The 23125-nt window shown below is 44.0% G+C and carries 24 protein-coding genes; 10 read left to right on the top strand and 14 right to left on the bottom strand.

Annotation, left to right across the window (positions count from 1 at the left end):
• Nucleotides 1–6 precede the first annotated feature (6 nt).
• Both ACN0VI_RS12400 and orn read right to left on the bottom strand, forming a co-directional pair.
• A complete protein-coding gene (locus ACN0VI_RS12400) occupies nt 7–1515 on the bottom strand; it encodes an NAD(P)H-hydrate dehydratase (protein ID WP_417447020.1) in 1509 nt (502 codons plus the stop codon).
• Nucleotides 1516–1538: 23 nt separating this feature from the next.
• On the bottom strand, nt 1539–2087 hold the full coding sequence (gene orn / locus ACN0VI_RS12405; protein WP_417447021.1) for an oligoribonuclease: 549 nt from the start codon (nt 2085–2087) through the stop codon (nt 1539–1541).
• A 201-nt stretch (nt 2088–2288) separates the two neighbouring features.
• Between orn and ACN0VI_RS12410 the strand changes: the two genes are divergently transcribed.
• From ACN0VI_RS12410 to ACN0VI_RS12435, 6 genes are all read left to right on the top strand, one after another.
• The gene (locus tag ACN0VI_RS12410) at nt 2289–2657 is read left to right on the top strand and encodes a 4a-hydroxytetrahydrobiopterin dehydratase (protein ID WP_417447022.1); all 369 of its coding nucleotides are present in this window, start codon (nt 2289–2291) and stop codon (nt 2655–2657) included.
• 59 nt (nt 2658–2716) lie between these two features.
• Nucleotides 2717–3724 (top strand): ribosome small subunit-dependent GTPase A, encoded by a 1008-nt coding sequence (rsgA, locus tag ACN0VI_RS12415; protein ID WP_331891137.1) that lies wholly within the window; start codon nt 2717–2719, stop codon nt 3722–3724.
• A gap of 102 nt (nt 3725–3826) precedes the next feature.
• Nucleotides 3827–4678, top strand: coding sequence for an archaetidylserine decarboxylase (asd, locus tag ACN0VI_RS12420; protein ID WP_417447023.1), 852 nt, complete (start codon nt 3827–3829; stop codon nt 4676–4678).
• A gap of 174 nt (nt 4679–4852) precedes the next feature.
• A complete protein-coding gene (locus ACN0VI_RS12425; protein WP_417447024.1) occupies nt 4853–5383 on the top strand; it encodes a cytochrome b in 531 nt (176 codons plus the stop codon).
• A gap of 365 nt (nt 5384–5748) precedes the next feature.
• Nucleotides 5749–7095, top strand: a complete 1347-nt coding sequence (locus tag ACN0VI_RS12430) for a sigma-54 interaction domain-containing protein (RefSeq protein WP_417447025.1) — start codon at nt 5749–5751, stop codon at nt 7093–7095.
• A gap of 165 nt (nt 7096–7260) precedes the next feature.
• Nucleotides 7261–9261, top strand: a complete 2001-nt coding sequence (locus tag ACN0VI_RS12435; protein WP_417447026.1) for an Ig-like domain-containing protein — start codon at nt 7261–7263, stop codon at nt 9259–9261.
• A gap of 60 nt (nt 9262–9321) precedes the next feature.
• On the opposite strand, the gene ACN0VI_RS12440 is transcribed toward ACN0VI_RS12435, so the two are convergent.
• Entirely contained in the window at nt 9322–11049 is a 1728-nt protein-coding gene (locus tag ACN0VI_RS12440) for a hypothetical protein (protein ID WP_417447027.1), read from the bottom strand.
• A gap of 207 nt (nt 11050–11256) precedes the next feature.
• Between ACN0VI_RS12440 and ACN0VI_RS12445 the strand changes: the two genes are divergently transcribed.
• Nucleotides 11257–11454: a hypothetical protein gene (locus ACN0VI_RS12445; RefSeq protein ID WP_417447028.1), complete on the top strand. Its 198-nt coding sequence runs from the start codon at nt 11257–11259 to the stop codon at nt 11452–11454.
• 7 nt (nt 11455–11461) lie between these two features.
• On the opposite strand, the gene ACN0VI_RS12450 is transcribed toward ACN0VI_RS12445, so the two are convergent.
• Nucleotides 11462–12001 carry a DUF937 domain-containing protein gene (locus ACN0VI_RS12450; RefSeq protein ID WP_331892287.1) on the bottom strand — a complete coding sequence of 180 codons (540 nt, stop codon included), beginning with the start codon at nt 11999–12001 and terminating at the stop codon, nt 11462–11464.
• 128 nt (nt 12002–12129) lie between these two features.
• Between ACN0VI_RS12450 and ACN0VI_RS12455 the strand changes: the two genes are divergently transcribed.
• Nucleotides 12130–12537 (top strand): MGMT family protein, encoded by a 408-nt coding sequence (locus ACN0VI_RS12455; protein ID WP_417447029.1) that lies wholly within the window; start codon nt 12130–12132, stop codon nt 12535–12537.
• 8 nt (nt 12538–12545) lie between these two features.
• On the opposite strand, the gene ACN0VI_RS12460 is transcribed toward ACN0VI_RS12455, so the two are convergent.
• The 6 genes from ACN0VI_RS12460 to ACN0VI_RS12485 form a co-directional block, all read right to left on the bottom strand.
• Entirely contained in the window at nt 12546–12914 is a 369-nt protein-coding gene (locus ACN0VI_RS12460) for a TraR/DksA family transcriptional regulator (protein WP_331892284.1), read from the bottom strand.
• Nucleotides 12915–12928: 14 nt separating this feature from the next.
• On the bottom strand, nt 12929–13267 hold the full coding sequence (locus ACN0VI_RS12465) for a YqcC family protein (protein WP_417447030.1): 339 nt from the start codon (nt 13265–13267) through the stop codon (nt 12929–12931).
• A complete protein-coding gene (locus tag ACN0VI_RS12470; protein WP_417447031.1) occupies nt 13260–13835 on the bottom strand; it encodes a DUF2889 domain-containing protein in 576 nt (191 codons plus the stop codon). Before ACN0VI_RS12470 ends, ACN0VI_RS12465 begins: the two co-directional genes overlap by 8 nt.
• 211 nt (nt 13836–14046) lie before the next feature.
• A complete protein-coding gene (locus tag ACN0VI_RS12475) occupies nt 14047–16269 on the bottom strand; it encodes a TonB-dependent receptor family protein (RefSeq protein WP_417447032.1) in 2223 nt (740 codons plus the stop codon).
• A 79-nt stretch (nt 16270–16348) separates the two neighbouring features.
• The gene (locus tag ACN0VI_RS12480) at nt 16349–16924 is read right to left on the bottom strand and encodes a response regulator (protein ID WP_331892280.1); all 576 of its coding nucleotides are present in this window, start codon (nt 16922–16924) and stop codon (nt 16349–16351) included.
• A 3-nt stretch (nt 16925–16927) separates the two neighbouring features.
• Nucleotides 16928–18175, bottom strand: coding sequence for an ATP-binding protein (locus ACN0VI_RS12485; RefSeq protein WP_417447033.1), 1248 nt, complete (start codon nt 18173–18175; stop codon nt 16928–16930).
• A gap of 146 nt (nt 18176–18321) precedes the next feature.
• On the opposite strand from ACN0VI_RS12485, the gene ACN0VI_RS12490 reads away from it, so the two are divergent.
• Together ACN0VI_RS12490 and greB are read left to right on the top strand one after the other, a co-directional pair.
• On the top strand, nt 18322–18534 hold the full coding sequence (locus tag ACN0VI_RS12490) for a hypothetical protein (RefSeq protein WP_331892277.1): 213 nt from the start codon (nt 18322–18324) through the stop codon (nt 18532–18534).
• Between the two features lie 2 nt (nt 18535–18536).
• A complete protein-coding gene (gene greB, locus ACN0VI_RS12495; RefSeq protein WP_417447034.1) occupies nt 18537–19025 on the top strand; it encodes a transcription elongation factor GreB in 489 nt (162 codons plus the stop codon).
• A gap of 2 nt (nt 19026–19027) precedes the next feature.
• Here greB and ACN0VI_RS12500 read toward each other — a convergent pair whose 3' ends face one another.
• Genes ACN0VI_RS12500 through ACN0VI_RS12515 form a run of 4 tightly spaced genes read right to left on the bottom strand, consistent with a single transcriptional unit; the run spans nt 19028 to nt 23093 of the window.
• Complete coding sequence (locus tag ACN0VI_RS12500) at nt 19028–20062, bottom strand: lipid A deacylase LpxR family protein (protein WP_331892275.1); 1035 nt, start codon at nt 20060–20062, stop codon at nt 19028–19030.
• A 29-nt stretch (nt 20063–20091) separates the two neighbouring features.
• Nucleotides 20092–20523 carry a hypothetical protein gene (locus ACN0VI_RS12505; protein WP_331892274.1) on the bottom strand — a complete coding sequence of 144 codons (432 nt, stop codon included), beginning with the start codon at nt 20521–20523 and terminating at the stop codon, nt 20092–20094.
• 41 nt (nt 20524–20564) lie between these two features.
• Nucleotides 20565–21158 carry a DNA endonuclease SmrA gene (gene smrA / locus ACN0VI_RS12510; protein ID WP_331892273.1) on the bottom strand — a complete coding sequence of 198 codons (594 nt, stop codon included), beginning with the start codon at nt 21156–21158 and terminating at the stop codon, nt 20565–20567.
• Between the two features lie 24 nt (nt 21159–21182).
• A complete protein-coding gene (locus ACN0VI_RS12515) occupies nt 21183–23093 on the bottom strand; it encodes an ATP-binding cassette domain-containing protein (RefSeq protein WP_331892272.1) in 1911 nt (636 codons plus the stop codon).
• Between the last annotated feature and the right edge of the window lie 32 nt (nt 23094–23125).

Below are 23125 nucleotides of genomic sequence, written 5' to 3' on the forward strand. Positions count from 1 at the left end.
AAAAACTTAACGATTAACCCAATAATGAATGCTTTCAATTAATTCTGAGGCCAACATGCCACGTACTCTATCCCCGGCTGTTTCAACGCCTGCAGTAAAGTGAATGGATGTTGCGACTCGCGTAGCATCCCAGGGCGACATGCCTTGTACCAGCAATGAGCCAATCAATCCACTTAATACATCACCTAAACCTGCGGTTGCCATCGCTGGGTGAGCACCGCCGGCAATTACTACCTGTTGTCCATCGGCTAAAATCGTTCCTGCGCCTTTTAGCAAGCAGATGCAGTTATAGCGCGCTGCGATTACTTGAGCCGCATTAATTCTATCCTCGCTGACTTTGGCTGTATCCCAGCTTAACAGGCGAGCGGCCTCGCCAACGTGTGGCGTAACAATTAATGGCTGTCGCAATTTTAACTCAGGATCTTGTTCAAGAGACAGCTGAAGCCAATACAGGCCATCACCATCAATCAGGCAAGGCATCTTTTGTTGTATAGCAAATGCAAAAGACTGCTCAAATACCTGCCGTCCCCATTCGCTACGGCCAAGGCCAGGCCCCAGCACCAGGGCATCAAACTGCTTGGGGCTGGCGTCGATCAGGCTATTGAAACTCAACTCTTCAAACGCCACGCCATGCCACATGGCTTCCGGACAAAAGCCCAGCGCCGCACTTCGGTTATCAGGATGCAAGAAGGTAGTCACCAATCCAGCGCCACTGCGCAATGCCGTTTCTGTTGCCAACATAATGGCTCCGCCCATGGTGAAATCACTGCCCACACATAACAGGTGACCACAAGCATGTTTATAAGCTGTGGCGCTGCGTTGAGGGATTTCATCCATCACATCGGAATAAGATTGTTTCCAGGCTACCGGCTGTTGCTGGTAAAAGTGCGACTGACTGACGCTCAGAGTCACCAAGTGCAACTCACCCTGCGCAGCCAGACCTTCGTTGATGACCTGGCACACTTTGTAAAAAATAAAACTCACCGTATGGTCGGCTATAATATGAGGCTCAGCGCACGAGCCAGAATCGGCATAAACACCGCTCGGCAAATCCAGGGCTAACACAGGCATTCCGCTCTGGTTGATCTGCTCGATGACTTCAGCATAATTATCACGCAACTGCCCCTTGAAACCCGTTCCGAGCAAAGCATCAACAATCACGTCCGCTTGCTCAAATATCATGGAGTCTGGTTGGCGTTGCGTTAAGTTAAATGACTCAAGCTGTTTCCAGGCCATTGCGGCATCACCGCTTAATTCATTCAATGGTTTGATTGGCACCAGCGTCACCTGCATTCCGGCTTCGGTGGCCAGTCGAGCCAACACCAGGCCGTCACCTGCATTATTGCCAGAGCCGGTAACCACCACAATGCGATGCGCCAAAGGCCACTCTCTTTCCAGACAGTCGTAAGCTGCTCGTCCCGCTCTTTGCATCAACTCAAACAGAGCAAAGCCTTGCGCTTTAGCAGCCGCCTGCTCTATCACTTTAATACTGTCTGCTGTAAATACGGGATGCATAAACTATCCTTAGCCAGTTAACTCTAATTTAGGTCGATAAAATGCTCACGATAATAACGGCACTCTTCGATCGACTCGCGAATATCGTCTAACGCCAAATGAGCCCCGCCCTTGCTTAATCCATTGAGGATTGAAGGTTTCCAACGACGAGCCAACTCTTTCAGGGTGCTGACATCGATATGACGATAATGAAAGAAGGCTTCCAGCTTTGGCATATGCTTAACCATGAAGCGTCGATCCTGACAGATGCTATTACCACACATTGGCGACTTTCCTTCATCGACCCACTGCTTTAAAAATTCCAAAGTCAGTTCACTGGCTTGTTCTTCATCAATGGTACTTTGACGGACTCGCTCGGTGAGCCCCGATTTGCCATGCTGCACCACACACCACTCATTCATATTGTCGAGCACTTCGTTATGCTGATGAATCGCGATAACAGGACCCTCCTCAAGAATGTTGAGATCCTTATCGGTGACGATGGTGGCAATTTCGATTACTACATCCGTTTCTGGGTCAAGTCCAGTCATTTCCAGGTCAACCCAAATCAAATTATCATCATTTTTTGTCAAAACCAGCTCCTAATCATTACGCCTAATGGTTACAATAATAGTCATTATATCCAGTTAAGCTCCATACTACTGAAGTTTTCAGTTATTATAGTCGCAGTTTTTGCGCTGGTATGGAAGCGCGTAAACAAGTGCTATTGTTTATTTCTCTAGATAAATCAGGCTTGTTTACTCTACAGTTTGAACCATTTAACAGGAGATACTATGCAACTTGCACAACAGCAATGTGTTCACGACGATGAAGCAAAAAATCCAATTGATGATGATAAACGCCAACAGTTGATGAGTGAGCAATTAAGCAACTGGCAATTTGATGACAAAACCGGCGCAATTTATCGCAAATTTAAATTCAAAAACTATTATCACACCATGGCATTTGTCAATGCTGTTGCCTGGATCGCGAATAAACAAGCGCATCATCCGGATCTTGAAGTAAGCTATGGTCACTGCCTGGTTCGTTACACTACGCATGATGCCGGTAACAGCGTCTGTATGAATGACCTTATTTGCGCAGCGCACATTGATGCCCTGGAAAACAACGGCACTTTCGGTCCGAACTTCTTAGACGATTAATTCGTCACGGACTATCACTTTAAACTTTTAGTTAGATTACTTAAAAAAGGTAACTTGTCTTGTCTAAACCTGAAAAGAAATCTGCAAAACGCTGGCGTAAAAAACCAGACAAGCAAGCTACCTATATAAAAGAAAAGGTTGACCGTAATATTGACGAAGAAAGCTTGCTCGATCCCGAGCAGGGTATTGTCATCAGTCGCTTCGGTCAGCAAGTTGATATTGCTGATGAGAATTTCGAGACCATTCGCTGCTTCTTGCGTAAGTCCAATGAAGTACCAGTAGTTGGTGACCGTGCCTGGTTTCGACGTCAAAAAGAACTACCGACAGGTGTTCTGGTTGAACTTGAGCCACGACGCTCACTGCTGAAACGCCCCACTCCCCATCACGGCGTTAAGCCGGTGGCAGCCAACATTGATTTGATAGCACTATTATTAGCACCGGAACCTGCTTTTTCAGAAGTATTGCTTGATCGTTATCTGGTTGCAGCACAATCAAGCGAACTGCCGGTGTGGATCATCATGAATAAATGGGACACGGTGAGTGATGAAGAAAAAGAGTCCATCAAAAGTCGTCTGCAGCTGTATCAGGATTTGGGCTACCCCATTTACTATATCAGCGCTAACACCGGCGAAGGTGTTGAGCAACTGGTCAAAGATTTAACCGGCAAACAGTTATTATTAGCGGGACAGTCTGGCGTCGGCAAATCGACCTTAATCGGTTACCTGTTTCCCAACATGGAAATTGCCACCGGTGAAGTTTCAGGTACTTCAGGTCTTGGCATCCACACCACCACCGCCTCAAGGCTCTATCGTCTCGATGCAGAAACCTATCTGGTAGACTCTCCTGGTGTCCGCGAATTTGGCTTATGGCACCTTGAAGATCACGACATCAAGCAGGGCTTTATCGAAATCTCAACGATTGGTGAGCAATGCAAATTCCGCGACTGTAAACACCTGAACGAACCGAGCTGTGCTGTGCTTGCTGCCGCCAAAGATGGCACCATTGCCGCCAGCCGAATAAAGAATTACCAGCACTTAATCCAACACTTTGATCAACCCTATATATAGCCTGGACTAACTTTTACCAGAAGCGGCAGCTCTAAGCCGCTCATAGTCTAACGATTATATTTAGGCTACAATATCGCCAATTTCCACGGAATTATTAAACTCATGTCCGACACATTAAAAGTTTTAGCTCAATACCTTATCCCGCAACATGGGATTTCTTTGCTGATGGGGAAAATTGCCCAAAGCGAGAACACTAAAATAAAAAATGCTTTCATCAAATGGTTTATCAAGAAATACGGCATTGATATGAGCATTGCCGAGCGCGAAAATCCTGAAGACTATAAAACCTTTAACGATTTTTTTACTCGCTCTTTGAAGTCTGACGTTCGACCGATTGACACTGACGACAAATCAATTGTTCATCCAGCCGATGGCGCTGTTAGCCAATTAGGTAAAATCGACAACGGTTATATTTTTCAGGCAAAAGGCCATACTTATTCCGCTAAAACATTACTCGGTGGCGATGCCGAATTAGCTAAACCCTTTCAAGAGGGTGAGTTTGCAACCGTCTATCTTGCCCCGAAAGACTACCATCGTCTGCACATGCCAATTGATGGCGAACTAACTAAAATGATTCACGTGCCGGGAAATTTATTTAGTGTTAATCCACTAACCGCTCGCAAGGTACCGAATCTTTTTGCACGCAATGAGCGCGTGGTTGCCATGTTTGATACGGAACTTGGGCCAATGGCCATGGTTTTGGTTGGCGCCACTATTGTCGGTAGTATTGAAACTGTTTGGCATGGCACCGTTACCCCGCCCACACGCAAAGAAGTCAAAAGCTGGGACTATGGTAAAGGTGAAGTGATTTTAAAGAAAGGCGAAGAAATGGGCCGCTTTAAATTAGGTTCCACTATTGTTTTACTATTCCCTAAAAACACCCTTGAATGGGCACAAGGCATGAAGCCATACAGCACTACTATTATGGGTCAGCCGATCGCTAGCAAAAAATAATTATGCCGTTAACATTATTGTAGGTTGGTGATAAGAAAGGCTGTTACCAACCTGCAAGTTACATCAATTTGGACTCACTGACTTCTCCAGCTCGTCGTTTATTCCTGCTTACGCTTGCCATTCCCCTAGCTAGCATCTTATATTGTCACTTCATAACACAATGGGGGAAACGTTATGCAACAAAAATACTCTCTGACTCTTCGTATATTGCACTGGCTAATTGCGCTCATGCTAATCGTGATGATCGGCGTAGGCTGGTATATGGCTGGACTGCCTCAAGAAAGCGAAATAAAATATGAAATCTATCCTTGGCATAAATCCTTCGGCATAACCATACTAGGTTTAGTCATCATAAGAATCGTGGTCCGGCTCTTTTCAAACAATCCGCCACTACCTTCTGGACTTGCAACATGGGAAAAGTGGTTAACCAAGGTCACCCATGCCCTATTTTATATATTGATGATTGCAATTCCTGTAGTAGGTTACTTGTCATCTGACTATCAAGGTTTCGATGTCGAGTGGTTTGGAGTCCCGATTCCAGGCTTAGTTGCAGATAATGAAGATACTGCGCACCTGATGCATGAGGTCCACGAAATATTGGCATACTCACTATTATTACTCATTATTTTACACTTAGCAGGAACGATTAAGCATCGTTGGTTTGACAAAGGATCTGACACTGATGTTTTAAAAAGAATGTTATAAAATATCTTTTCGTACTAATTTCTAAGTTCAATATACAGAATTATATTAAATCTCTTGTTTATGTGTTCTTTTTTGAGGACTTCTTTACATTAAGAAGTCCTTTGTCATTTTTTTATATGCTTTTCTTTTAACCCACCCCTCATTAAGCTGTAAATTTTTTCAACTTATCTTACCGATTAAGTAAAACAAACTGACATATTTATGGCGATTAAATTATCACAAAAACTCTATATTTACTGAACAAATTCTAGGTTTAGAAAATTAATTATTGGTATAATGTCAGCTTCATAACGGCAAAGCTTAGTGTAATTTATTACCCTAGCTTTTTATTGTTTTTAAACTTGATTTGGACTGGGAGGCAAGGAATGCTCGACCACTCTCCCCATGAAAGTCGTTCAATCCTGGTTTTTGGAAAAGGCGAGTCAGCACAAGAACTTATCGACCAGTTGAAAGATAACGGCTGGCAAATCTTCTTTACCCAAGAAAAGAGTCAATTTAAGAAATTGTTTCAGCATCACCTGTTTGAGGTGGTTGTGATTTTTTTGTCTGCAGAGCCGGAGCCCGTCATTACCGAATATGAGGAGATGGCTTCGTTGAACATGGCCACCAAATGGATCGCCATTATTCCTCACGAAAACTGGCTAGAAGATCATCCCAACTTTCTTTTCTCGCACTTATTTTATGATTATCATCGCGAACCACTTCGCTATGACTATTTTCTGGCAACTGTAGGTCATGCATTCGGCATGGCTGAGCTACAAAATAAACAGCTTAATCAACTACAAGTTCCTCAGGATAGCGATGATATTATTGGTCGCTCTCAAGCAACTGTGCATATTAAACGCACCATCAATAAGATTGCCATGGAAGACGCCACCGTTTTAATTACTGGCGAAAGTGGTACCGGTAAAGAGCTGGCTGCTAGAAAGATCCATCAACGCTCAAGGCGTAAGCAAGGTCCTTTTATTGCCATCAATTGCGCAGCCATTCCTGAGACTTTGTTTTATTCAGAATTGTTTGGTCATGAGAAAGGTGCTTTTACCAATGCTGACAGCAAAAAAATTGGCCGTATTGAAGCCGCTGATGGTGGCACTGTTTTTCTTGACGAAATTGGTGACCTACCCATTAACCTACAAGTTAACTTGCTACGTTTCCTCGAACTTAATCAAATAGAACGATTAGGCAGTGTTAAAAGCATTACCGTTGACTGTCGCATTATCGTGGCAACCAACGTTAATCTTGAAAAAGCCGTCGAGGATGGTCACTTTCGTGAAGACCTTTACCATCGAATTAATGTGCTCACTCTGCATATGCCAGCTTTACGCCATCGTCGTCAAGACATACCAGAACTGGCCAATCATTTCTTAAGTCAGTTTTGTGAAGGTCATATGCATAAAACTTTTACACAGCGCTGCTTGAATGCCATGAACCAATATCGTTGGCCTGGAAATGTTCGTGAACTGATGAATCGTATCCGTCGTGCAGTAATTCTGTCTGAAGGAAATTTAATTACTGAAAAACACATGGACTTATCATTTAACAACCATCAGAACATTGTCAGTTTAAAAGAAGCCAAAGACAAAGCTGAGAAGGAAAGCCTCATTCTGTCTATTGAAAAGTCTGGCTATAATCACACTCTTGCAGCCAAAAACTTAGGCATCTCAAGAACAAGCCTTTACCGCCTGTTAAATAAGCACAACATCCCCATGTAACAAATTTGGGAAAAATGTCATAACCGTCACAAGCCCCTTTTAGCCCAGCTCTCACTTTGTACAAAATTCAATCAATTGTTTGGTTCTGTCATATCTTTTTACACCTGACTTACCTATGATTGGCTCCGTGAATCATCCTATCCAATCTACCTTAAGAGGTTAAACATGAATTATCTTTTAAAAGGCGCGTTAGCGTCTGCGGGCATCTTTGTGTCTTTATTTTGTGCAGGGAGCTATGCAAAGGATAATGTCGTGGAAGGAACCATAACGATTAATATTGAAGATGACTTCGTCAACAAGCGAAGTGAACTATCTTACCGTTTGGTTAATAGCCAGGGTAAAGCGACTGAAGTTGTGTTTGATAAAGTACCAGATTGGCTGGCGTCCAACCAAAAAGTTAGAGTTCATGGTCAGCTAAATGATAAAGGTAAATTAAAAGCTACTGCTGACTCGATCAGTTTATTGCTTGATGACTCAACGACTTCATCCGTTGGAGCCACCATCGAAGCTGCTTCAGTAACCGGAACTCATCAGGTCTTGGTGGCAGAAATTAACTTTGCCATTAATCCAATTGTGCGTTTTACTTCAGCACAACTATACGATTCGTTATTTAATACAGCTCATCAATACTTCCTGGAAAACTCTTACCAGCAGTTTGGTTTATCAGGTCAGGCACTTGAGCCTGTTACTGTTGATGTGGATGTCAGTACCTGTGATACCTATGCTATCAGCAATGCTGCTGATGCAATCATTCGTCAGCGTGGCTATGAGCCAGCGAATTATGATCATGTCATGTATGTTATTCCAACACATCCCAATTGTACCTGGTCAGGTAAAGCCAATGTTCAAGGCCCACTTTCATGGATAAAACGTTTTGAGTCTGATGTTGTCCACCATGAGTTGGGACACAACCTTGGCCTCTATCATGCCCACAGCAAAGACTGTGATACACAAGTTACGGCAGACTCTGGTTGTGTAGTTGGTGATTATGGTGACTTTATCAGTGGCATGGGTAATGCTCGTGAAACGAATCACTTTAATGCCTTTCAGAAAGAACAATTAGGCTGGATGAATACCAAAGCTGCAACCATCACCCAAAGCAGTGAAGTGGTTCTTTCGCCAGTAGAAGCTAACGACAACAATACCAAGCTTGCGAAAATTTTTAAACAGACTAAGGCCAGCGGTCAGAACGAATGGTACTACTTAGAGTATCGTCAGGCGATTGGCTTTGATGCGCATCTTGCAGATAGTTACCCACAGTTTTTAACGGGTGTTCGTTTACGTGAAGGAACGGATAATGCTCCTAATGACAGTTATCTATTAGATACCACACCTGAGACTTTGAGCTGGACGGATATCACCCTGCAACCAGGGCAGACTTATCACGACTCTGCCAATGATGTCAGTATAACTCTAGCTGCAAGCGATGGGAGCAGTGCAGTTATTCAGGTTAATTACGGACAGGCACCTGCTATTTGTCAAAATCAGGTTCCGTCTATTGAACCACTCAGCAACACTTCTATTGCGACCAATGCTGGCAGCAACTTTGAAATAGTTTACAAGGTTACAAATCGTGATAGTTCTGATTGTAGTTCTTCGAACTTTAACCTGACGTCGACCATGGATAGTTATATTAATGGTAACTTTAATTATTCGAATATAACTCTTGCACCAGGTGCGAGCCAGGAAGTCAGCTTGTCGCTTGCGATTGATGCTAATGCCCCTGCTGGCGACTATGCAGTTACCAGTAAAGTTTCTCATGGTCAGACGCTACAAAATGATCAGCATAACGCTTCGGTTACCGTCGAAGAGCAGACAGTTGTCAGTAACACTGCTCCGGTTGCTGTAAACGATACAGTAGTGTTACCTGGAAAAAGCAGCATTACCTTTTCTCCATTAAGTAATGACTATGACCCTGATGGCGATAGTCTTACCATCATTGGAGTAGAGCAGGGTTCGAAAGGTGATGTTATTTTAAATCCTGATAACAGCTTAACTTACATTCCTGGTAAGCCTTTTAAAGATACTGATAGCTTCAGCTACACCATTAGTGATGGGCAGCTAACTGCAATAGCCATGATCCAAATTTCGCTTGATAGCAGTAGCACAGATACCACTACCGGAGGGGGTAAAGGCGGCAATAAAGGTGGCGGTAGAAATAAATAAAGCTAACCTTTGCAGCAAGGAAACGGGGGCCGAAGCCCCCGTTGTGCTGCGCCTGGAATCCTACTCCTCTGGTTGAGGTAGAGGGCACAAGTCACAGGTTGCTGAATCGGAATCCTGAATCGGATTCGATGCAGAGCCGATATCGCCTGGGGCTGCAACAGGGGATGTTGCGGTGACCGAGGCTTGGTTAGTCAAGTTACCATCGCTACCCACAGGTAGTTCAGATGGTAGATAAGTTCCTGTTCGAGTTTCACAGACACTTCCTCCGAAGTTACCTTCTAAGAAGCCATCTCCATCTTCACAGAAACCACCAGCATTACAGGTGTATCCCGCGCCACAATCAACGTCAATCAGACAGGTTTTAGGGAAGTCCAGCGAGAAGCTTTCATTCAACGCCAAATCCTTGTTATCAGTTAAAATGACATCTAGAGGTGTATCACCTGTGTTACAGACATCCACTGAATAGTCCTTTTGCACAGCAACCAAGTTGCCAGTTTGTGTCAACGACAAATCGCATAGTTTATTAATTGAGATCGCTGGAGAAAGTGATAGCGAATCACAACCAATAGTATATTGATCAGCCGTAATGCTTGAACTGCCGAAAGTGACTGACGCATCGACAGTATTCATACCGCCATTGACATCAGAAACATACTGTCCTGACACCTGCAGTATTTCGTTTGGTGCCCAACCATCAGCACCACCGGTTAAGCTGCTAACCGCAGGGGTTAATTGGAATGCAGCACCATCGCTAGGCTGATCATCAATAGTAATGATTTCGCCAGCACCGATGCTTCCAACACCGGTATTGGTCAAGCTGATTGTATAATCAATCGTAAACTTGTTATCGGCTGTTAAGGCTGAAGCGCTACAGGTTTTTGCTACCTCAATACTACACAATGGGAATTGACCTCCTAAGAAGTCTTTCAATTGTGCAGTTTCAGATCTTGAAGAGCGGGTTTCGATCAGGAAACTACTAAAGCAGGGTACTTCACTGATACCTGCATTCAACAATGCTTGAGTCACATTCAACCGTCCTTCAAAAATTGATTCATGAGGGTATGCATCAGGAATACCTGATTTATTTTCATAAGGCCATAAACCATTCGCTACTCCTGCCAGTTCTTGGTTGTCATTGGTAATCGCACAGGCTACCCCAGCGTCAGTAGCCGTATTACATTTGGAGCCGGCATCACCTGATGAATAAAGTAAACTTAAATTATCATCAACGTCACCGCCACTATCCACCCAGCGCATGACTTGCACAAAAGGTTGCGCATTTGAGCCTTGTGGATACTCCATTACAATAAATAAATCATTTTCTTGATGTTGACCGGTGAAGCGGTTATTACCATCAGGACCTACGACATCCTGGAAAAACCAGAAGCCCATAATGGCATCACCATTATTGGCATAACGCTCTGCTCCAAAATAAAAGACCAGATCATTTCCGCCTCCAATCTTGGGCAAGAAATATGCAGCTGCATAACCATTTCTTAAATCATCTTTATCTGGAACTGAACCATCCTTATACCACCACTGAGTCACATCCTCAGTGTCCTTTGATCCACCTTTCCAGAAAATAGTTGCGGGTGGTAAGTCACTGACCACACCGGTAGCCACCGCTGCAGAGCTCACACCTAAGTTTATATTTTGCCAATCATCTAGAGCTGTGTCCTTGACCGCATTACCGTCCAATTCAACGCTATCTGCAGGGTCTAATGCATACGCACTTGTTGCAGTAAATAGCGCCATCGAACAGGCAAGCGCCCATCGTTTAATGTTCATAGCAAACCTCCTTTTTGATCCTATGAATACCGACCTTCCAGTAGTCGACAGTGTCGATTCCAGGCCAGACAACATAAATATAAGCAAGGAGTGTGCCAAAAATGCTAAGCATCTAAAAAATAAGGCAAAGATTCAGTCGGTTTAAGTTTATAGAATGGATTATTAACAATATCCGTTGCAGATATGGTACAGCTAATTGTTCATGTTATGGAAAGTAAGGAAAAACAGAATGTTAGTGGGATTTTTGCTGTTCCACTTTTGCAACATGAGCTATTTAAAAATCAGGAAGCATTACTGATTCTTGAAATAAGAATAAGAATATTAAGGGGTTATATTTGTCCTAAAATTGGGACTCTGATTACAATAAAAAATCTAAATAAGCTCTTGATGGGTTTAAGTCTATAAGCACTGCTCATTCACCATAGAGTTGCCTCTGTTTTTGCAGAATCATTTCCCGCAAACTGGTCCCCTCTTCAATCTGCAAAATATCCAGCAACGTCTCACGCTTTTTTGCTTCTTCTACATCATCAAGATATAACCCCAACCGCCCCATCATCATAGTTGCGGTAATAGGTAACAGTATTTCCAAAGTATCTTGCTCAATACCCGATCGACGCGAAACTTCAGTTGCCAAATCTCGGCTGACATCCTTTTCTTTTAACAGATGTCCAAGAATATAGTTGCCGTTATCAATCGTATTTGACTCGATGATTTGGTGAGGATACTTCAGAAACTCTTCACTCTTGTTACGAGCTAATGCGTCCATTAATGCATCCAGCCCTCCGTAACGCACATTTTCGCGGAGACCGTTTTGCATAGCCTCCAGATACAGCTCCATCACTCTACGCAACTGCTCATGATGCAAACTAAAATGAATCCCAATTTCCTGCAATGGTCTATCATCAACTGGCATTCTGTCACTACCAAAAATTAATTCCATTAGCGTTACCATTGCTTCCTCCCCTTCCCGTTTGAGATTAGATCTAAGCTAATAAATCCCACTATATGCCTGAAAAACGATATAATCAAACCACTTTTGTGATATGAAGCTCAAGCTCTGATCGAGATCAACTTATTGATATGTCGAATAATTCTAAAGCAAGTAGCCACCACAATAACGCAGCAGTAACCCGGGATCGGATGCAGCACTTCCGGCAACAGGTGTATCATTGGGTTAAACAAATTCCTTATGGCAAAGTCAGTAGTTATGGCCGAATTGCCAAATTAGCGGGTTTCCCACGTCACGCAAGGCATGTCAGCAAGGCTCTGGGGCGGGCGCCTGCAGATTTACAACTTCCCTGGTTTCGTGTCATAGGCTCTGATGGACGAATCGCGTTCAACCCAGATAGTCCCTACTACTCAGATCAACTCAAGAAATTAAAAAAAGAGGGGGTTACTTTTGTTAAAGGAAAAGTATTAATGGGGTTTTTCTGGTCACCACACCCGGTTGATGATAGCAAAATTTCTGCGGAAGAATTTTTTAAATAGTCTGACACTCACTCATCATTACGCGAGTGTTCTTCTTTAAACGATTGACAATCGAGACACAGCTCAGTTTCAGGAGCCACTTCTAAGCGTTTTTCACTAATCGGTTCATCACACTCAAGGCAAAATCCATACTGATTCTCGTCAATACGCTTTAGCGCTTTTCTAACCGCTACCAACCTTTTCTTGTCACGCTCTACACCTGCTTCTGACATGGCCTGATCCATCAGCGCACTGCCCCGTGACACACGCCCAAAACGGGCCTGATCGAGTTCCACTTTTTCGCCGACTTCTTCAGCCAGCCCTAAGGCTTCGACCAATTCTTTTTCAATCTGTAACAGCTCACTTTTAAAGTGGACAATCTTCTTATCTTTGATCATGATTCACCTTCTGGTTAATGCAGATGGCTTAAATGTGATATTTCATCAAATTTTCTTAACAGTTCAATTAAAGACCTCAATTCTGGCTGGTCTTTATAAGTCTCTTCTGCGATGGGTGTTATTTGTGCCGGCCCCGGAGGCAGGCGCTCTTCTTCTACATACTCACGCATTTTTGGCAGAAACACAAACTGCAGCCACTCTTCAAACTGCAACGTATCCACACAAAATGGCATGCTGCTCTGCAACTTATGATGTCCTGGATGTGACTCTGACCATATTTCCAGCTCAATCATATGCGCCTCAATACGATCAAAGATTTCGATGTACTTTGTTATCCAGTCGATACTACTCATCGTTAACCTCTTGAACGTCAAGTTGTTGACCTTGATACTTTTCAGGCCAGAACTCATTAATAATCTCATTCCTATCGGAAAAACTATGACACGAATTCAGCACATTATCGCTGATGGGGAAGCGGCCATCTTCAGAAAAGTTAATATAGGGGTAAATGGTTTGTATAGCAGTGGTCGCCATCGGCCTCAATAATTCTAACAGGTGCGAGCACCCCTCTATACCCCCCACCAATTCTTTTGCTTTCTGCGTCCAGCCGCGGCCAATTTGCAAACCAATCAAGCGCTTATAATTATCTTCAATCTGTGAACAGATAGAAAAAGGGGTTATCGCCATAGCGGCTTCAACATCCTGAATTACCAACTGATTATCCAGAGTTAATCTTAACCACAACTCATGCACCAATTCACCAGGTTGCAGAACCCCACGCTGCAAGGTAGGAAACGGATAACCTTTATCATCAGTCAGGTGCGCTTCAATATCCCACAAGCCATCGTCTCGAAGGTAGCCGTTGCATTGAATATGCCGGTAATGAATTGGTTTACGCTGTTGCGGTTTTGATAGTGCCATTATAGATGCCATTGATAGTTATCATCACCCGACTATCATAACCCAGTTTGCTTCTTACTTAAAAAAGCAGGGCTTAAAAAACCTGAGAATAAAAAAAGCCCGCCGAAGCGGGCTTGTATCATATTGGCTCAATTTGACTCAAGTCAACGAGCCCAGGGAGAGACTAACATCGTTATTGTTATAATAACTTCCTATAGCTAGGACAATTTACTTAGAAGTTAAACTTCACACCAACCCGTGCCGTTCTTGGTTTATCAGGACGTGCACCGTAAGGCTCGCGTGCAACTATCGAGTCATCATCGAAAAGATTATCAATAGTAGCGTAGATGCTGGTGCTGTCGTTGATATCAAACTCAGACGCCAAATCAACGATGAAGCGATCATCGGTTTGCTGGAAGGCGCCACAGGCTGGTTTAGTACAAGTGCCGTCGACATAGTTCAGGTTAGTGAAAACATTCCACACTGAGTTGTCATAGCCGACCGATAACTGCATCTGATTTTCAGGGATGTATGGAATCGGCTGACCGTTTTCCACTGGGCCCCAGACGTTACTGTCAAAAGTCGAAGCAAATTCAGTGTCGGTGTAGGTGTAGCTGAAGCTGCCTAACCAGTTTTCGGCAAACTTGCCCACGACACGCAGCTCAAGACCTTTAACCTCAGCTTCGCCACCGTTAAAGCGATCACCCAGTTCATCAATGCTACAACCACTGTTTGAAAGGGTACATTCGCCTAACAGGTTGTCATAATCACTGTAAAAGGCGATCAATTCGCTGTTGTAGCTTTCGCCAGCAAAACGCACGCCCATTTCATAATTCCAGCTTTCTTCTGGTTTGTCTGTAGGGCTGTTTCCTGGAGGTGCAAAACCTTTATTCACACCAAATAATAAACTGGTGTTATCACTTAATAACCACAAGGCACCAAAGCCAGGCAGTACTTCTGAGGCACTATTTGTGCGTACACTTGGTGCTGCACTGCGGTCTGTTGCATTGGCCCAGTCTTCGCGTTTCAGGTCGATATCTTCGTAGCGAACACCTGGTGTGAATATCCAATCGCCATAAGTAATGGTGTCGATCAGGTAGTAAGAATTTGCTTCTGCTGAAGAGACACGGTTACCTGCTGTGCCCCACGCATCTGCTTGATCCAATACTAATGTACCGTTTTCCTGAATGAAGTAGCTGTGACGCTGGAAGCGATCTTCTTCATCTTCATGCACACGTAAACCTAACTGAAGGTCATGCTGTGTTTCACCAACGGTGAAATCCCACTCGAAACTGGCCTGAATACCTTCGCTTAAGTAGTTACGATTATTATCCGTAATTTGAATACGATCATTAGGCGCATCAGCACCATCAAGAATCGACTGGAAGTAAGCTGCGTTGCTGCCACCAGAGTTAATCTCATTAATAATGCTTGACCAGCTGTAACGTGTACTAGTGCCTGGATTCAATGGGTCATCCATAATGAAAGCACCGGTTTTGTACCAGTTACGAGCAGTTTCATTGCGATATGCTGTGATACGCAAGTCAAAGCTATCCGTTAAGTCTGCATAGTAGCTCATTACATATTGGTCGTGCTCGCCGTCAAAATTATCCAGCGCTGAAACGCCATACATGCGATAAGGATCAGCAGCAAAATCAGCATCAGTCAAACCAAGGTAAGACTGGTCTGAATCTTCAGTCGAGTGCTGAATTTTGATGTCTAGTTGCTGGTAAACGTCAGCTGAGTAATCTGAGTTAAAACGGAACTTAGCAACATAATCATCTTTGTCGAAGCCTGTTTCATCACCGTGACGGTCAATCGTTTTAAAGCCATCGGTAACGTGCTGATTGGCTTCAAGTAAGTAACCGAAGTTATCGCTACTATCACCATAATAGACATAACCACGACGCTCATTATTCTCACCAATCTCGAGTTTCAATTGGCCTTCTGCATCCACTGGAATTTGACGCGAAATCAAGTTTACTGCACCACCAACGGTGAAAGGGCCGTGCTTAATGGCCGCAGGGCCTTTCAAAACTTCGATGCCAGTAATGCGGTCAAAGGTTGGGAAATAATAAGCTGATGAGGCTGAATAAGGCGCTGGTGCGATTAAAACACCATCTTCCATTAGCGTTACTCGACCAGAACGACCGGTTCCCGTGCCACGAATACCGATGTTCGGACGCAAACCCAAGCCATCTTCCAGTTGGATATAGACGCCAGGCACCTGCTGTAAGGCACGGTTGACGTCGGTATATTTGAATTCTTCTAGCTCAGTTTCTGAAACCACATGCGCAGAACCCGGCACTTTTTGCGCGGCCTGGCTATCGCCAATGATTTGAATGGTTTCGACTTGATCGCCTTTTTTAAGGTCGTCAGCTAGCGTTGTTTGAGATGCTGTAAGCGCTACTGTGATAGCAACAGTTAATGCGCTGATAGAGAAACGAGGTTGCATTGTCATACCCTGTGTTTTGTTTGTAAGTGAACAACGCGCGCATTATAGATCTAAATGAGAATAGTTATCAACACCATTCTTATTTGTTTTTAGGTTTTTTTGATAATTTCCTCTGTAACGTCCTTCTATGCATCCCTAATGCCCTTGCCGTAGCGGAAATATTACCCTGATTCTGGGCTAAAACTGTCTGAATGTGCTCCCACTGCAAGCGTTCAACGGATAGGACATTTTGTGCTTCGATATCGTTATCACTTTCCTTTTGGGCTGCACAGTACTGCTGGGCTGATTCAAATAACTCAACTGACTCTTGAGTAAGGGCATTCAGTATCTGAGTAGCATTGGCAGGTTTGGGTAGATAATTATCGGCACCCAGTTTAATGGCCTGCACGGTGGTTGCTATGCTCGCATAACCGGTCAGAACCAGGATGTTGGCTTTCGGATAACGCTGACGCAATTGCGATAGAATGCTTAACCCTGACTCTCCATCCAAAAATAAATCCAGCACTATAAAATCGAAATTATTTTGCAGTTCAGGATCTGAAGCCTGCTCAATAGTACTGACATGGGTGCAGCTTATTACTCGCTTTTGTAACGAGTTCTGCAATACCTGAGCAAAAACCGCATCATCTTCGATCAGAAGCAAGTTCTTGGTCATACCCTACCCCTCAACTGTTGCTGCGTTTTGTTTGCGAACCGGCAAAGAAACCGTGACCAAGGCACCCTGCTCATGATTGCTAATCTGAATCGCCCCCTCCAACAATTCAATACTGGCACTGGATATCAAACTTCCGGTCCCCATCCCCTGCCGTGAATCAAGATTGGGCACGAACCCATAACTCTCTAGCTGATGCTCAGCCAGGCCTTCACCAAAATCAAAAATTCGTAGAGTAAGGTATGACTTATGACTATTGTTGTTACTAATCTCACAGGCCAACTTGATATGCGCCTTATGATTGAGCTGCGAAGCCTTGGCAGCATTATCCATGATATTGAGTAAGGCACTAATAAAGCCAAGGTGGCTGTTCAGCTGATACTGGTTGCTGTTGCAGGCGGATTCAGAATGTGAGTTTGTATCCAGCTCCAACCTGACCTCCGGATGCAGTAATCGAAAACTGGCAGCAATCTGACTTAACAGGTCATGCACCGAGATAGTTTGATATTGGCGTAGTTTTAACTGTTCAAACTGCTGCTGAATATTCTGGGTAATCTTCTGGCAACGACTGATTTGTTGCTCCATTAAGCTTTTATCATCCGATTCAGGCATATCATCAATCATCACCGCCATGCTGGATAAGGGAGTATTCAATTGATGGGCCGCATCTGCTGCGGAAACACCAAGCGCGAGCAAATAGTCATCTCTAAGCTGACGCTGCTTCTGGTGTTCCAGTTTCAGCTGCTGATTGCGAGTTGCCCGTACCAGGCGACTGACCAGGTAATACAGCAACAGTGCACTGGCAATAAATACCAGCCACATGCCAATCAGGTGAGATGTGAAGCTATGATGGGTCTGGTGTTCAGACACCAGACTTAACAGTAGGCTATAGCCTGCGATAGCAATTAATAACAAGCTTAATGCGTAGCGCGGCTTGAGCATTAAAGAAGCGGTAGCGACCGGTAACAGCAACAGTGAAATCAGAGGGTTGGCAATGCCACCTGTGAGATAGACGTATGCTATAAGTAAAAGCGCATCAAGTAACAAGGCAATAAAAATACCCAGCTGGCTGACGGTTGCGCGACTGATTACTAGGGTATGCAACAATATGACTGCTTGCACAGATAGAATGACCCAGACAACTGAGGAAGGCAGCTGCTGCAGCCAAAACAGGTAAAGCACCTGGAGCAATAGCGCAATACCCCTACCCCAACTGAGTGGCGTCATAATCTGTTGGTTAAAATGCAGCATCATCAAGCACGTCTTTGGATAGTTATATTAGCGAATTATAATGTAAAAGTTCAAATTCCCCTAATTGGGCATAATTGGTCTTACCCTCGGGACTTGTCACCATTATCTGCGCTATCATTAAGCACTTGAGAATTTATAGGAGTATCACGATGTATAAATGGCTTGCGTTGATCCTGATCATCTTAACGCTAACCGCTTGCTCGAACGAAGAAAATGAGTCCGATAAACTATTGTCAGACTATAAAGAGCAGCAACTCGATAAAGCAAAACAAGTTGAAGAGGAAATGCAGAAACGTGTTGATAACCTTGATCAACAATTAAAAGACGCCACTAAAAACAAAGAAGAAGACCAACCGGACTAGCCATGCAACGATCCAACTTAATCACCGCCGCAGGTGCGGTGCGCCTACGCAATGAGCTTGCCTATTTGTGGAAAACGTTACGACCAGAAGTCACTCGAGCCATCAATGCCGCAGCAGCAGAAGGCGACCGTAGCGAAAATGCTGAGTACATTTATAGAAAGAAACAGCTGCGTGAAATTGATCGGCGCGTGCGTTACTTACAAAAACGCACAGCGGATCTCAGAGTTATTGAGCATAGTCCGCAAGAGAAAGATAAAGTCTTCTTTGGTGCACAAGTTTCTTTAGAAGATGAGAATGGCCAAGAAATAACTTACCGGCTGGTTGGCTCGGACGAATTTGATCATAAACCTCATTACATCAGTATTGACTCACCGATGGCACGTGCACTGCTAAAAAAACAGATTGATGATGAGGTTAAGTTACGACTACCCGATGGTGACAAACGGTTCTGGATAACCAACATTGACTACCCTTCACCTCATGAAGACTAACACTACAACCGATAACTGATACTGACCGAGCCAAACTTGGCGTTACCTTTTCGCTCTTCAAAAGTACTGGTGGTTTCTGCCAACGAAAACAACAGCCCCCAATTTTTCCAGTTCCAGACAAAACCAGTGGAATAGATCAGCTGTTCATTTTTTAAAGTGACCGACGGGCTGTTACGAAAAGTATTACCATTAACAAAAACATCATTAAACACATAGCGAGGTTGGACACCGAAAAAGACATAATATTCTTCAGAGTTGGTGCCGGCCAGCGGATTGATTCCGCGTCCTGGCAATACACTAATGGCAGCGTGACTACGTTCGAGATTTAAGCCCCAACGCACCATGTAAGTTCCCGCAACGTATGAAGAAAAATTTCCACCACTTGCTTCAAGCATGCCGATAAAGTCAATGCCATGCCCATCACCATTTCTGATTTCATAGCGCCAACTACGGCGCGCCTGTAACGCAAAGACCGGTTCATTGTGTAGTTGATAGTCCCATCCCATAGGTTTATCAGAACCGGTAATTTTATGCACCGTCTTCTGAGATTGCTCCGCAAGCGATGCGGGGCCCACAACTCCTAGCAATAGGCTAAATTGTTCGGCACGACTTTCAGTCCAGGAATGCACGGTTCCACGCCAGCCGAGAATACCCGCATAGGGTAAATCATCTGGCTGAACATTGGGGTTGGTAATATCGGATGGAGTCTGTATGCCCTGAAAAATACTATAACTGGCACCATAAAAGTGCTCTTTATCATCATGAACAACGAAGGTTTTACCCATTGCCTGCAGCCACTCTGGACTTTTGGTTCCATCCAGTGTCTTATAAGGACCGCTGCCCCAACTGACACCGAAGCCATTGGTATAGCCGCCATCGCGACCAGCGAACAAATCATTTTCAACGGTAATGGTTACAAAGGTATCAGGTTCTTCTAATTCCTGCTCAGCAAAGGGAGCTTCACCGGCTGCTATAGATAAGGGGCTAAAGCATAACGCAAGCATAGCAACTGCCGTCTGCATTGTATTAGCGGACATACTAAATCCTTCTCTCTGTATAACCTGTTTTAATGATTAAATCGGTTCTTAAATTTGTCTTTAACCTTATTAACCACTTGCTCAGAATAGTCCCCATTCTTCACTTCCTTGCGGATTGTTTCTTCGACAATGCTCATCGCATCGTCTATCGTCATATAGCCTTTTTTATAAGAACGACGATGTTTGAATAGGTTGATATGATGATCGCTACGACGTCCCCAGGCCATTAATCGATCCCAATAGGTTGGCTGGTCTTTGTCGCGTTCACCAAAGTCTAGAATATAACAAAAAAGAGCTACCGGCATTAAGATGAAGTCGCGAATAGCGTCTATACCTAATTTGACTTGCAATAGGATTAACTCTCTGGTTCTTTCCCAGGCATCCTTATTTGCGCTCGATTGTTGTTCTTCATTCTCCCCATCAAGTTCGATCAAACCTTTATTATCAGAATGTTTTTCCATTTTATTATCCTCGCCTTGCTGTAATTATGCCTCTAGCTTTATTACAGTCTTTTTCCAAAACCTTTATTAAATAATTCACGGTTGATTTGCTTTTCTTCATCATTTTTCTTGAGCAAAACATAAACCGAACCTAAACCGCCGTGTTGCTTCTGTGCCGAATGAAAGGCTAGCACAGCACCATGTTGTTTCAGCCAATGATTAACATGACTTTTTAAAACCGCCTGAGGATGACTGCGCTCGCCTTTGCCGTGAGTAATTAATACAGCGCGTTTTCCCCGCTTAAAACTACCGCTAAGAAAATAAAACACATCTTCGCGCGCTTCATTAACACTGCGTCGATGCAAATCGATATGTGCATCAATCGTATATTTTCCAAGGCGTAATTTTTTATAGACACCTTCTTGCACACCGTCTTTTTTGTATTCCAACCAATCATTCGGCAGCACCGGCTCAACGAAATCCGTGGTCAGATAATTGGGATCGACATTAGGCTTGCGACCTAAAGCCGCTTCGCGTCTTGCTTGTTGTGCAATGCTTGGTCCTTCATTGGCTTTATGCAAATTAACCCGATCATTTTTAAGGCGCTGAACGTCGGACAACTCTTTTTTAAATAAATCAAAATCATCTTGTGACATACACCACCTCAATTAACATCATTTTTACAGACTGTTTCTCATCGCTTCCAATGATTCCCAGCGCTCGAACTTTTGTTCCAACTCTGCTTCAAGCTCTTCTAACTCTTGTTTAGTATCTGCAATTTTCTCACCATCCTGCTGATAGAACTCAGGAGCGCTCATTTGCTCATGCACTGCGTCGATTTTTTTCTCAAGCTCTGCCAGCATTTCGGGTAACTTATCCAGCTCCAGTTGATCTTTATAACTCAGTTTTTTAAGTTTTTTTTGATTCTTGCTTGATGCTTTAGCTTTCGGTTCAGGGTCTTTTTGCTTTTCTTGAGCCAGCTTGCTGCTCGAAGTGCTCCCAGCATCAGACGGTTTTTGTCGTAACCAGTCGTCATAACCGCCCACGTACTCTTTAACAATACCATGCCCTTCAAAAGCGATTGTGCTAGTCACCACATTATTCAGAAAATCACGATCGTGTGAGACCAACATCAATGTGCCTGGATAGTTATCCAGCATCTCCTCCAGTAATTCGAGGGTTTCAATATCAAGATCATTGGTTGGCTCATCCAGAATCAGTAAGTTAGATGGCTTAGCCATGATTTTGGCCAATAATAAACGGTTTCGTTCACCACCCGACAAAGCGGTAATGGGTGCACGTGCCCGCTCAGGAGTAAACAGAAAATCCTGCAAGTAACTGATGACATGACGTGGCTGACCATTAATGGTCATCAAATCTTTGCCACCGGACACATTATCCATCGCTGATTGCTTCTCATCTAACTGGGCGCGATGTTGGTCGAAATAGGCTATCTCTAATTTGGTGCCTAATTTTACTTCGCCCTGGTCTGGCTTTAATTCACCCAACAGGATGTTAATAAGAGTCGTTTTACCGACACCGTTCGGACCGATAATACCTATCCGATCGCCGCGCATAATCAGGGTCGAAAAATCATCGACTAAGGTTCGCCCTTCATAGCCATGATGAATGTTTTTAGCCTCGATAACCTTCTTGCCCGACGCTTCCACGTCCTGAGCCTGCAACTTGACATTGCCAATCAAATTACGACGCTCCGCACGCTCTTGTCTGGCAGCTTCAAGTCTTCGAACACGTCCCTCATTACGAGTACGACGTGCTTTGATGCCCTGACGGATCCAGACTTCTTCTTGAGCAAGCTTTTTATCGAAATCCTGATTTTGTTTTTCTTCCGCAGCCAACTGCTCTGCCTTTCGACGCAGAAAATTTTCATAGTCGCCAGGCCATGAGGTTAATTTGCCTCGGTCCACTTCGACAATTCGAGTCGCCAGATTCTTGAGGAATCGACGATCGTGGGTAATAAATAACAAACTACCTTCGTAGGCTTTCAGGAAATTTTCCAGCCATTCGATAGACTCAACATCCAGATGGTTGGTTGGCTCATCCAGCAATAAGATATCCGGCTGTTCCACCAGAGCCTTAGCCAAAAGCACTCGTCTTTTCATACCGCCGGACAATTCATCGAACGATTTTTCGGCATCGAGACTCAATCGATTAATCACGGTTTCGACTTTCTGATCCATCGCCCAACCATTAATTTCTTCGATTTTTTCCTGCACACGCGCCAACTTCTGCATTGATGCGTCGTCAGTAGATTGGATTAAATGATGAAATTCTCGAATGAGTGCCCCTGCTTCGCCCAGACCTTCCGCCACAACGTCAAAGACACTGCCACTGGTGCCAGAGGGCACTTCTTGCGTGAGCTTGGCGACTTTGATGCCCTGCACAAAGCGAATATCACCATCATCAGGGATAATTTCGCGGTTGATGACTTTGAGAAGGGTCGATTTTCCAACGCCGTTACGGCCAATAAGACAAACCCGCTCGCCAGGTTCCATCGTGAAATCGACTTTATTCAATAAAGCCGGGCCACCATAACTGACTTCAACTTGTTGTAGTGATACTAATGCCATTAAAATAATACTTTTCGTGTTTTCGCTATTTT

It is taken from the genome of Kangiella sp. (genome assembly GCF_048265365.1).
In the GTDB taxonomy this organism is placed as follows: domain Bacteria; phylum Pseudomonadota; class Gammaproteobacteria; order Enterobacterales; family Kangiellaceae; genus Kangiella.

Bases quoted from the DNA above. Each gene is read 5' to 3' on its own strand.
- ACN0VI_RS12400 (WP_417447020.1), bottom strand. From the start codon at position 1,515: ATGCATCCCGTATTTACAGCAGACAGTATTAAAGTGATAGAGCAGGCG.
- ACN0VI_RS12475 (WP_417447032.1), bottom strand. From the start codon at position 16,269: ATGCAACCTCGTTTCTCTATCAGCGCATTAACTGTTGCTATCACAGTA.
- ACN0VI_RS12500 (WP_331892275.1), bottom strand. From the start codon at position 20,062: ATGTCCGCTAATACAATGCAGACGGCAGTTGCTATGCTTGCGTTATGC.
- ACN0VI_RS12480 (WP_331892280.1), bottom strand. From the start codon at position 16,924: ATGACCAAGAACTTGCTTCTGATCGAAGATGATGCGGTTTTTGCTCAG.
- ACN0VI_RS12450 (WP_331892287.1), bottom strand. From the start codon at position 12,001: ATGGTAACGCTAATGGAATTAATTTTTGGTAGTGACAGAATGCCAGTT.
- ACN0VI_RS12460 (WP_331892284.1), bottom strand. From the start codon at position 12,914: ATGATCAAAGATAAGAAGATTGTCCACTTTAAAAGTGAGCTGTTACAG.
- greB (WP_417447034.1), top strand. From the start codon at position 18,537: ATGCAACGATCCAACTTAATCACCGCCGCAGGTGCGGTGCGCCTACGC.
- ACN0VI_RS12515 (WP_331892272.1), bottom strand. From the start codon at position 23,093: ATGGCATTAGTATCACTACAACAAGTTGAAGTCAGTTATGGTGGCCCG.
- ACN0VI_RS12505 (WP_331892274.1), bottom strand. From the start codon at position 20,523: ATGGAAAAACATTCTGATAATAAAGGTTTGATCGAACTTGATGGGGAG.
- ACN0VI_RS12425 (WP_417447024.1), top strand. From the start codon at position 4,853: ATGCAACAAAAATACTCTCTGACTCTTCGTATATTGCACTGGCTAATT.
- smrA (WP_331892273.1), bottom strand. From the start codon at position 21,158: ATGTCACAAGATGATTTTGATTTATTTAAAAAAGAGTTGTCCGACGTT.
- ACN0VI_RS12445 (WP_417447028.1), top strand. From the start codon at position 11,257: ATGGAAAGTAAGGAAAAACAGAATGTTAGTGGGATTTTTGCTGTTCCA.
- ACN0VI_RS12435 (WP_417447026.1), top strand. From the start codon at position 7,261: ATGAATTATCTTTTAAAAGGCGCGTTAGCGTCTGCGGGCATCTTTGTG.
- ACN0VI_RS12490 (WP_331892277.1), top strand. From the start codon at position 18,322: ATGTATAAATGGCTTGCGTTGATCCTGATCATCTTAACGCTAACCGCT.
- ACN0VI_RS12470 (WP_417447031.1), bottom strand. From the start codon at position 13,835: ATGGCACTATCAAAACCGCAACAGCGTAAACCAATTCATTACCGGCAT.
- ACN0VI_RS12465 (WP_417447030.1), bottom strand. From the start codon at position 13,267: ATGAGTAGTATCGACTGGATAACAAAGTACATCGAAATCTTTGATCGT.
- ACN0VI_RS12440 (WP_417447027.1), bottom strand. From the start codon at position 11,049: ATGAACATTAAACGATGGGCGCTTGCCTGTTCGATGGCGCTATTTACT.
- ACN0VI_RS12455 (WP_417447029.1), top strand. From the start codon at position 12,130: ATGTCGAATAATTCTAAAGCAAGTAGCCACCACAATAACGCAGCAGTA.
- ACN0VI_RS12485 (WP_417447033.1), bottom strand. From the start codon at position 18,175: ATGATGCTGCATTTTAACCAACAGATTATGACGCCACTCAGTTGGGGT.
- asd (WP_417447023.1), top strand. From the start codon at position 3,827: ATGTCCGACACATTAAAAGTTTTAGCTCAATACCTTATCCCGCAACAT.
- ACN0VI_RS12410 (WP_417447022.1), top strand. From the start codon at position 2,289: ATGCAACTTGCACAACAGCAATGTGTTCACGACGATGAAGCAAAAAAT.
- ACN0VI_RS12430 (WP_417447025.1), top strand. From the start codon at position 5,749: ATGCTCGACCACTCTCCCCATGAAAGTCGTTCAATCCTGGTTTTTGGA.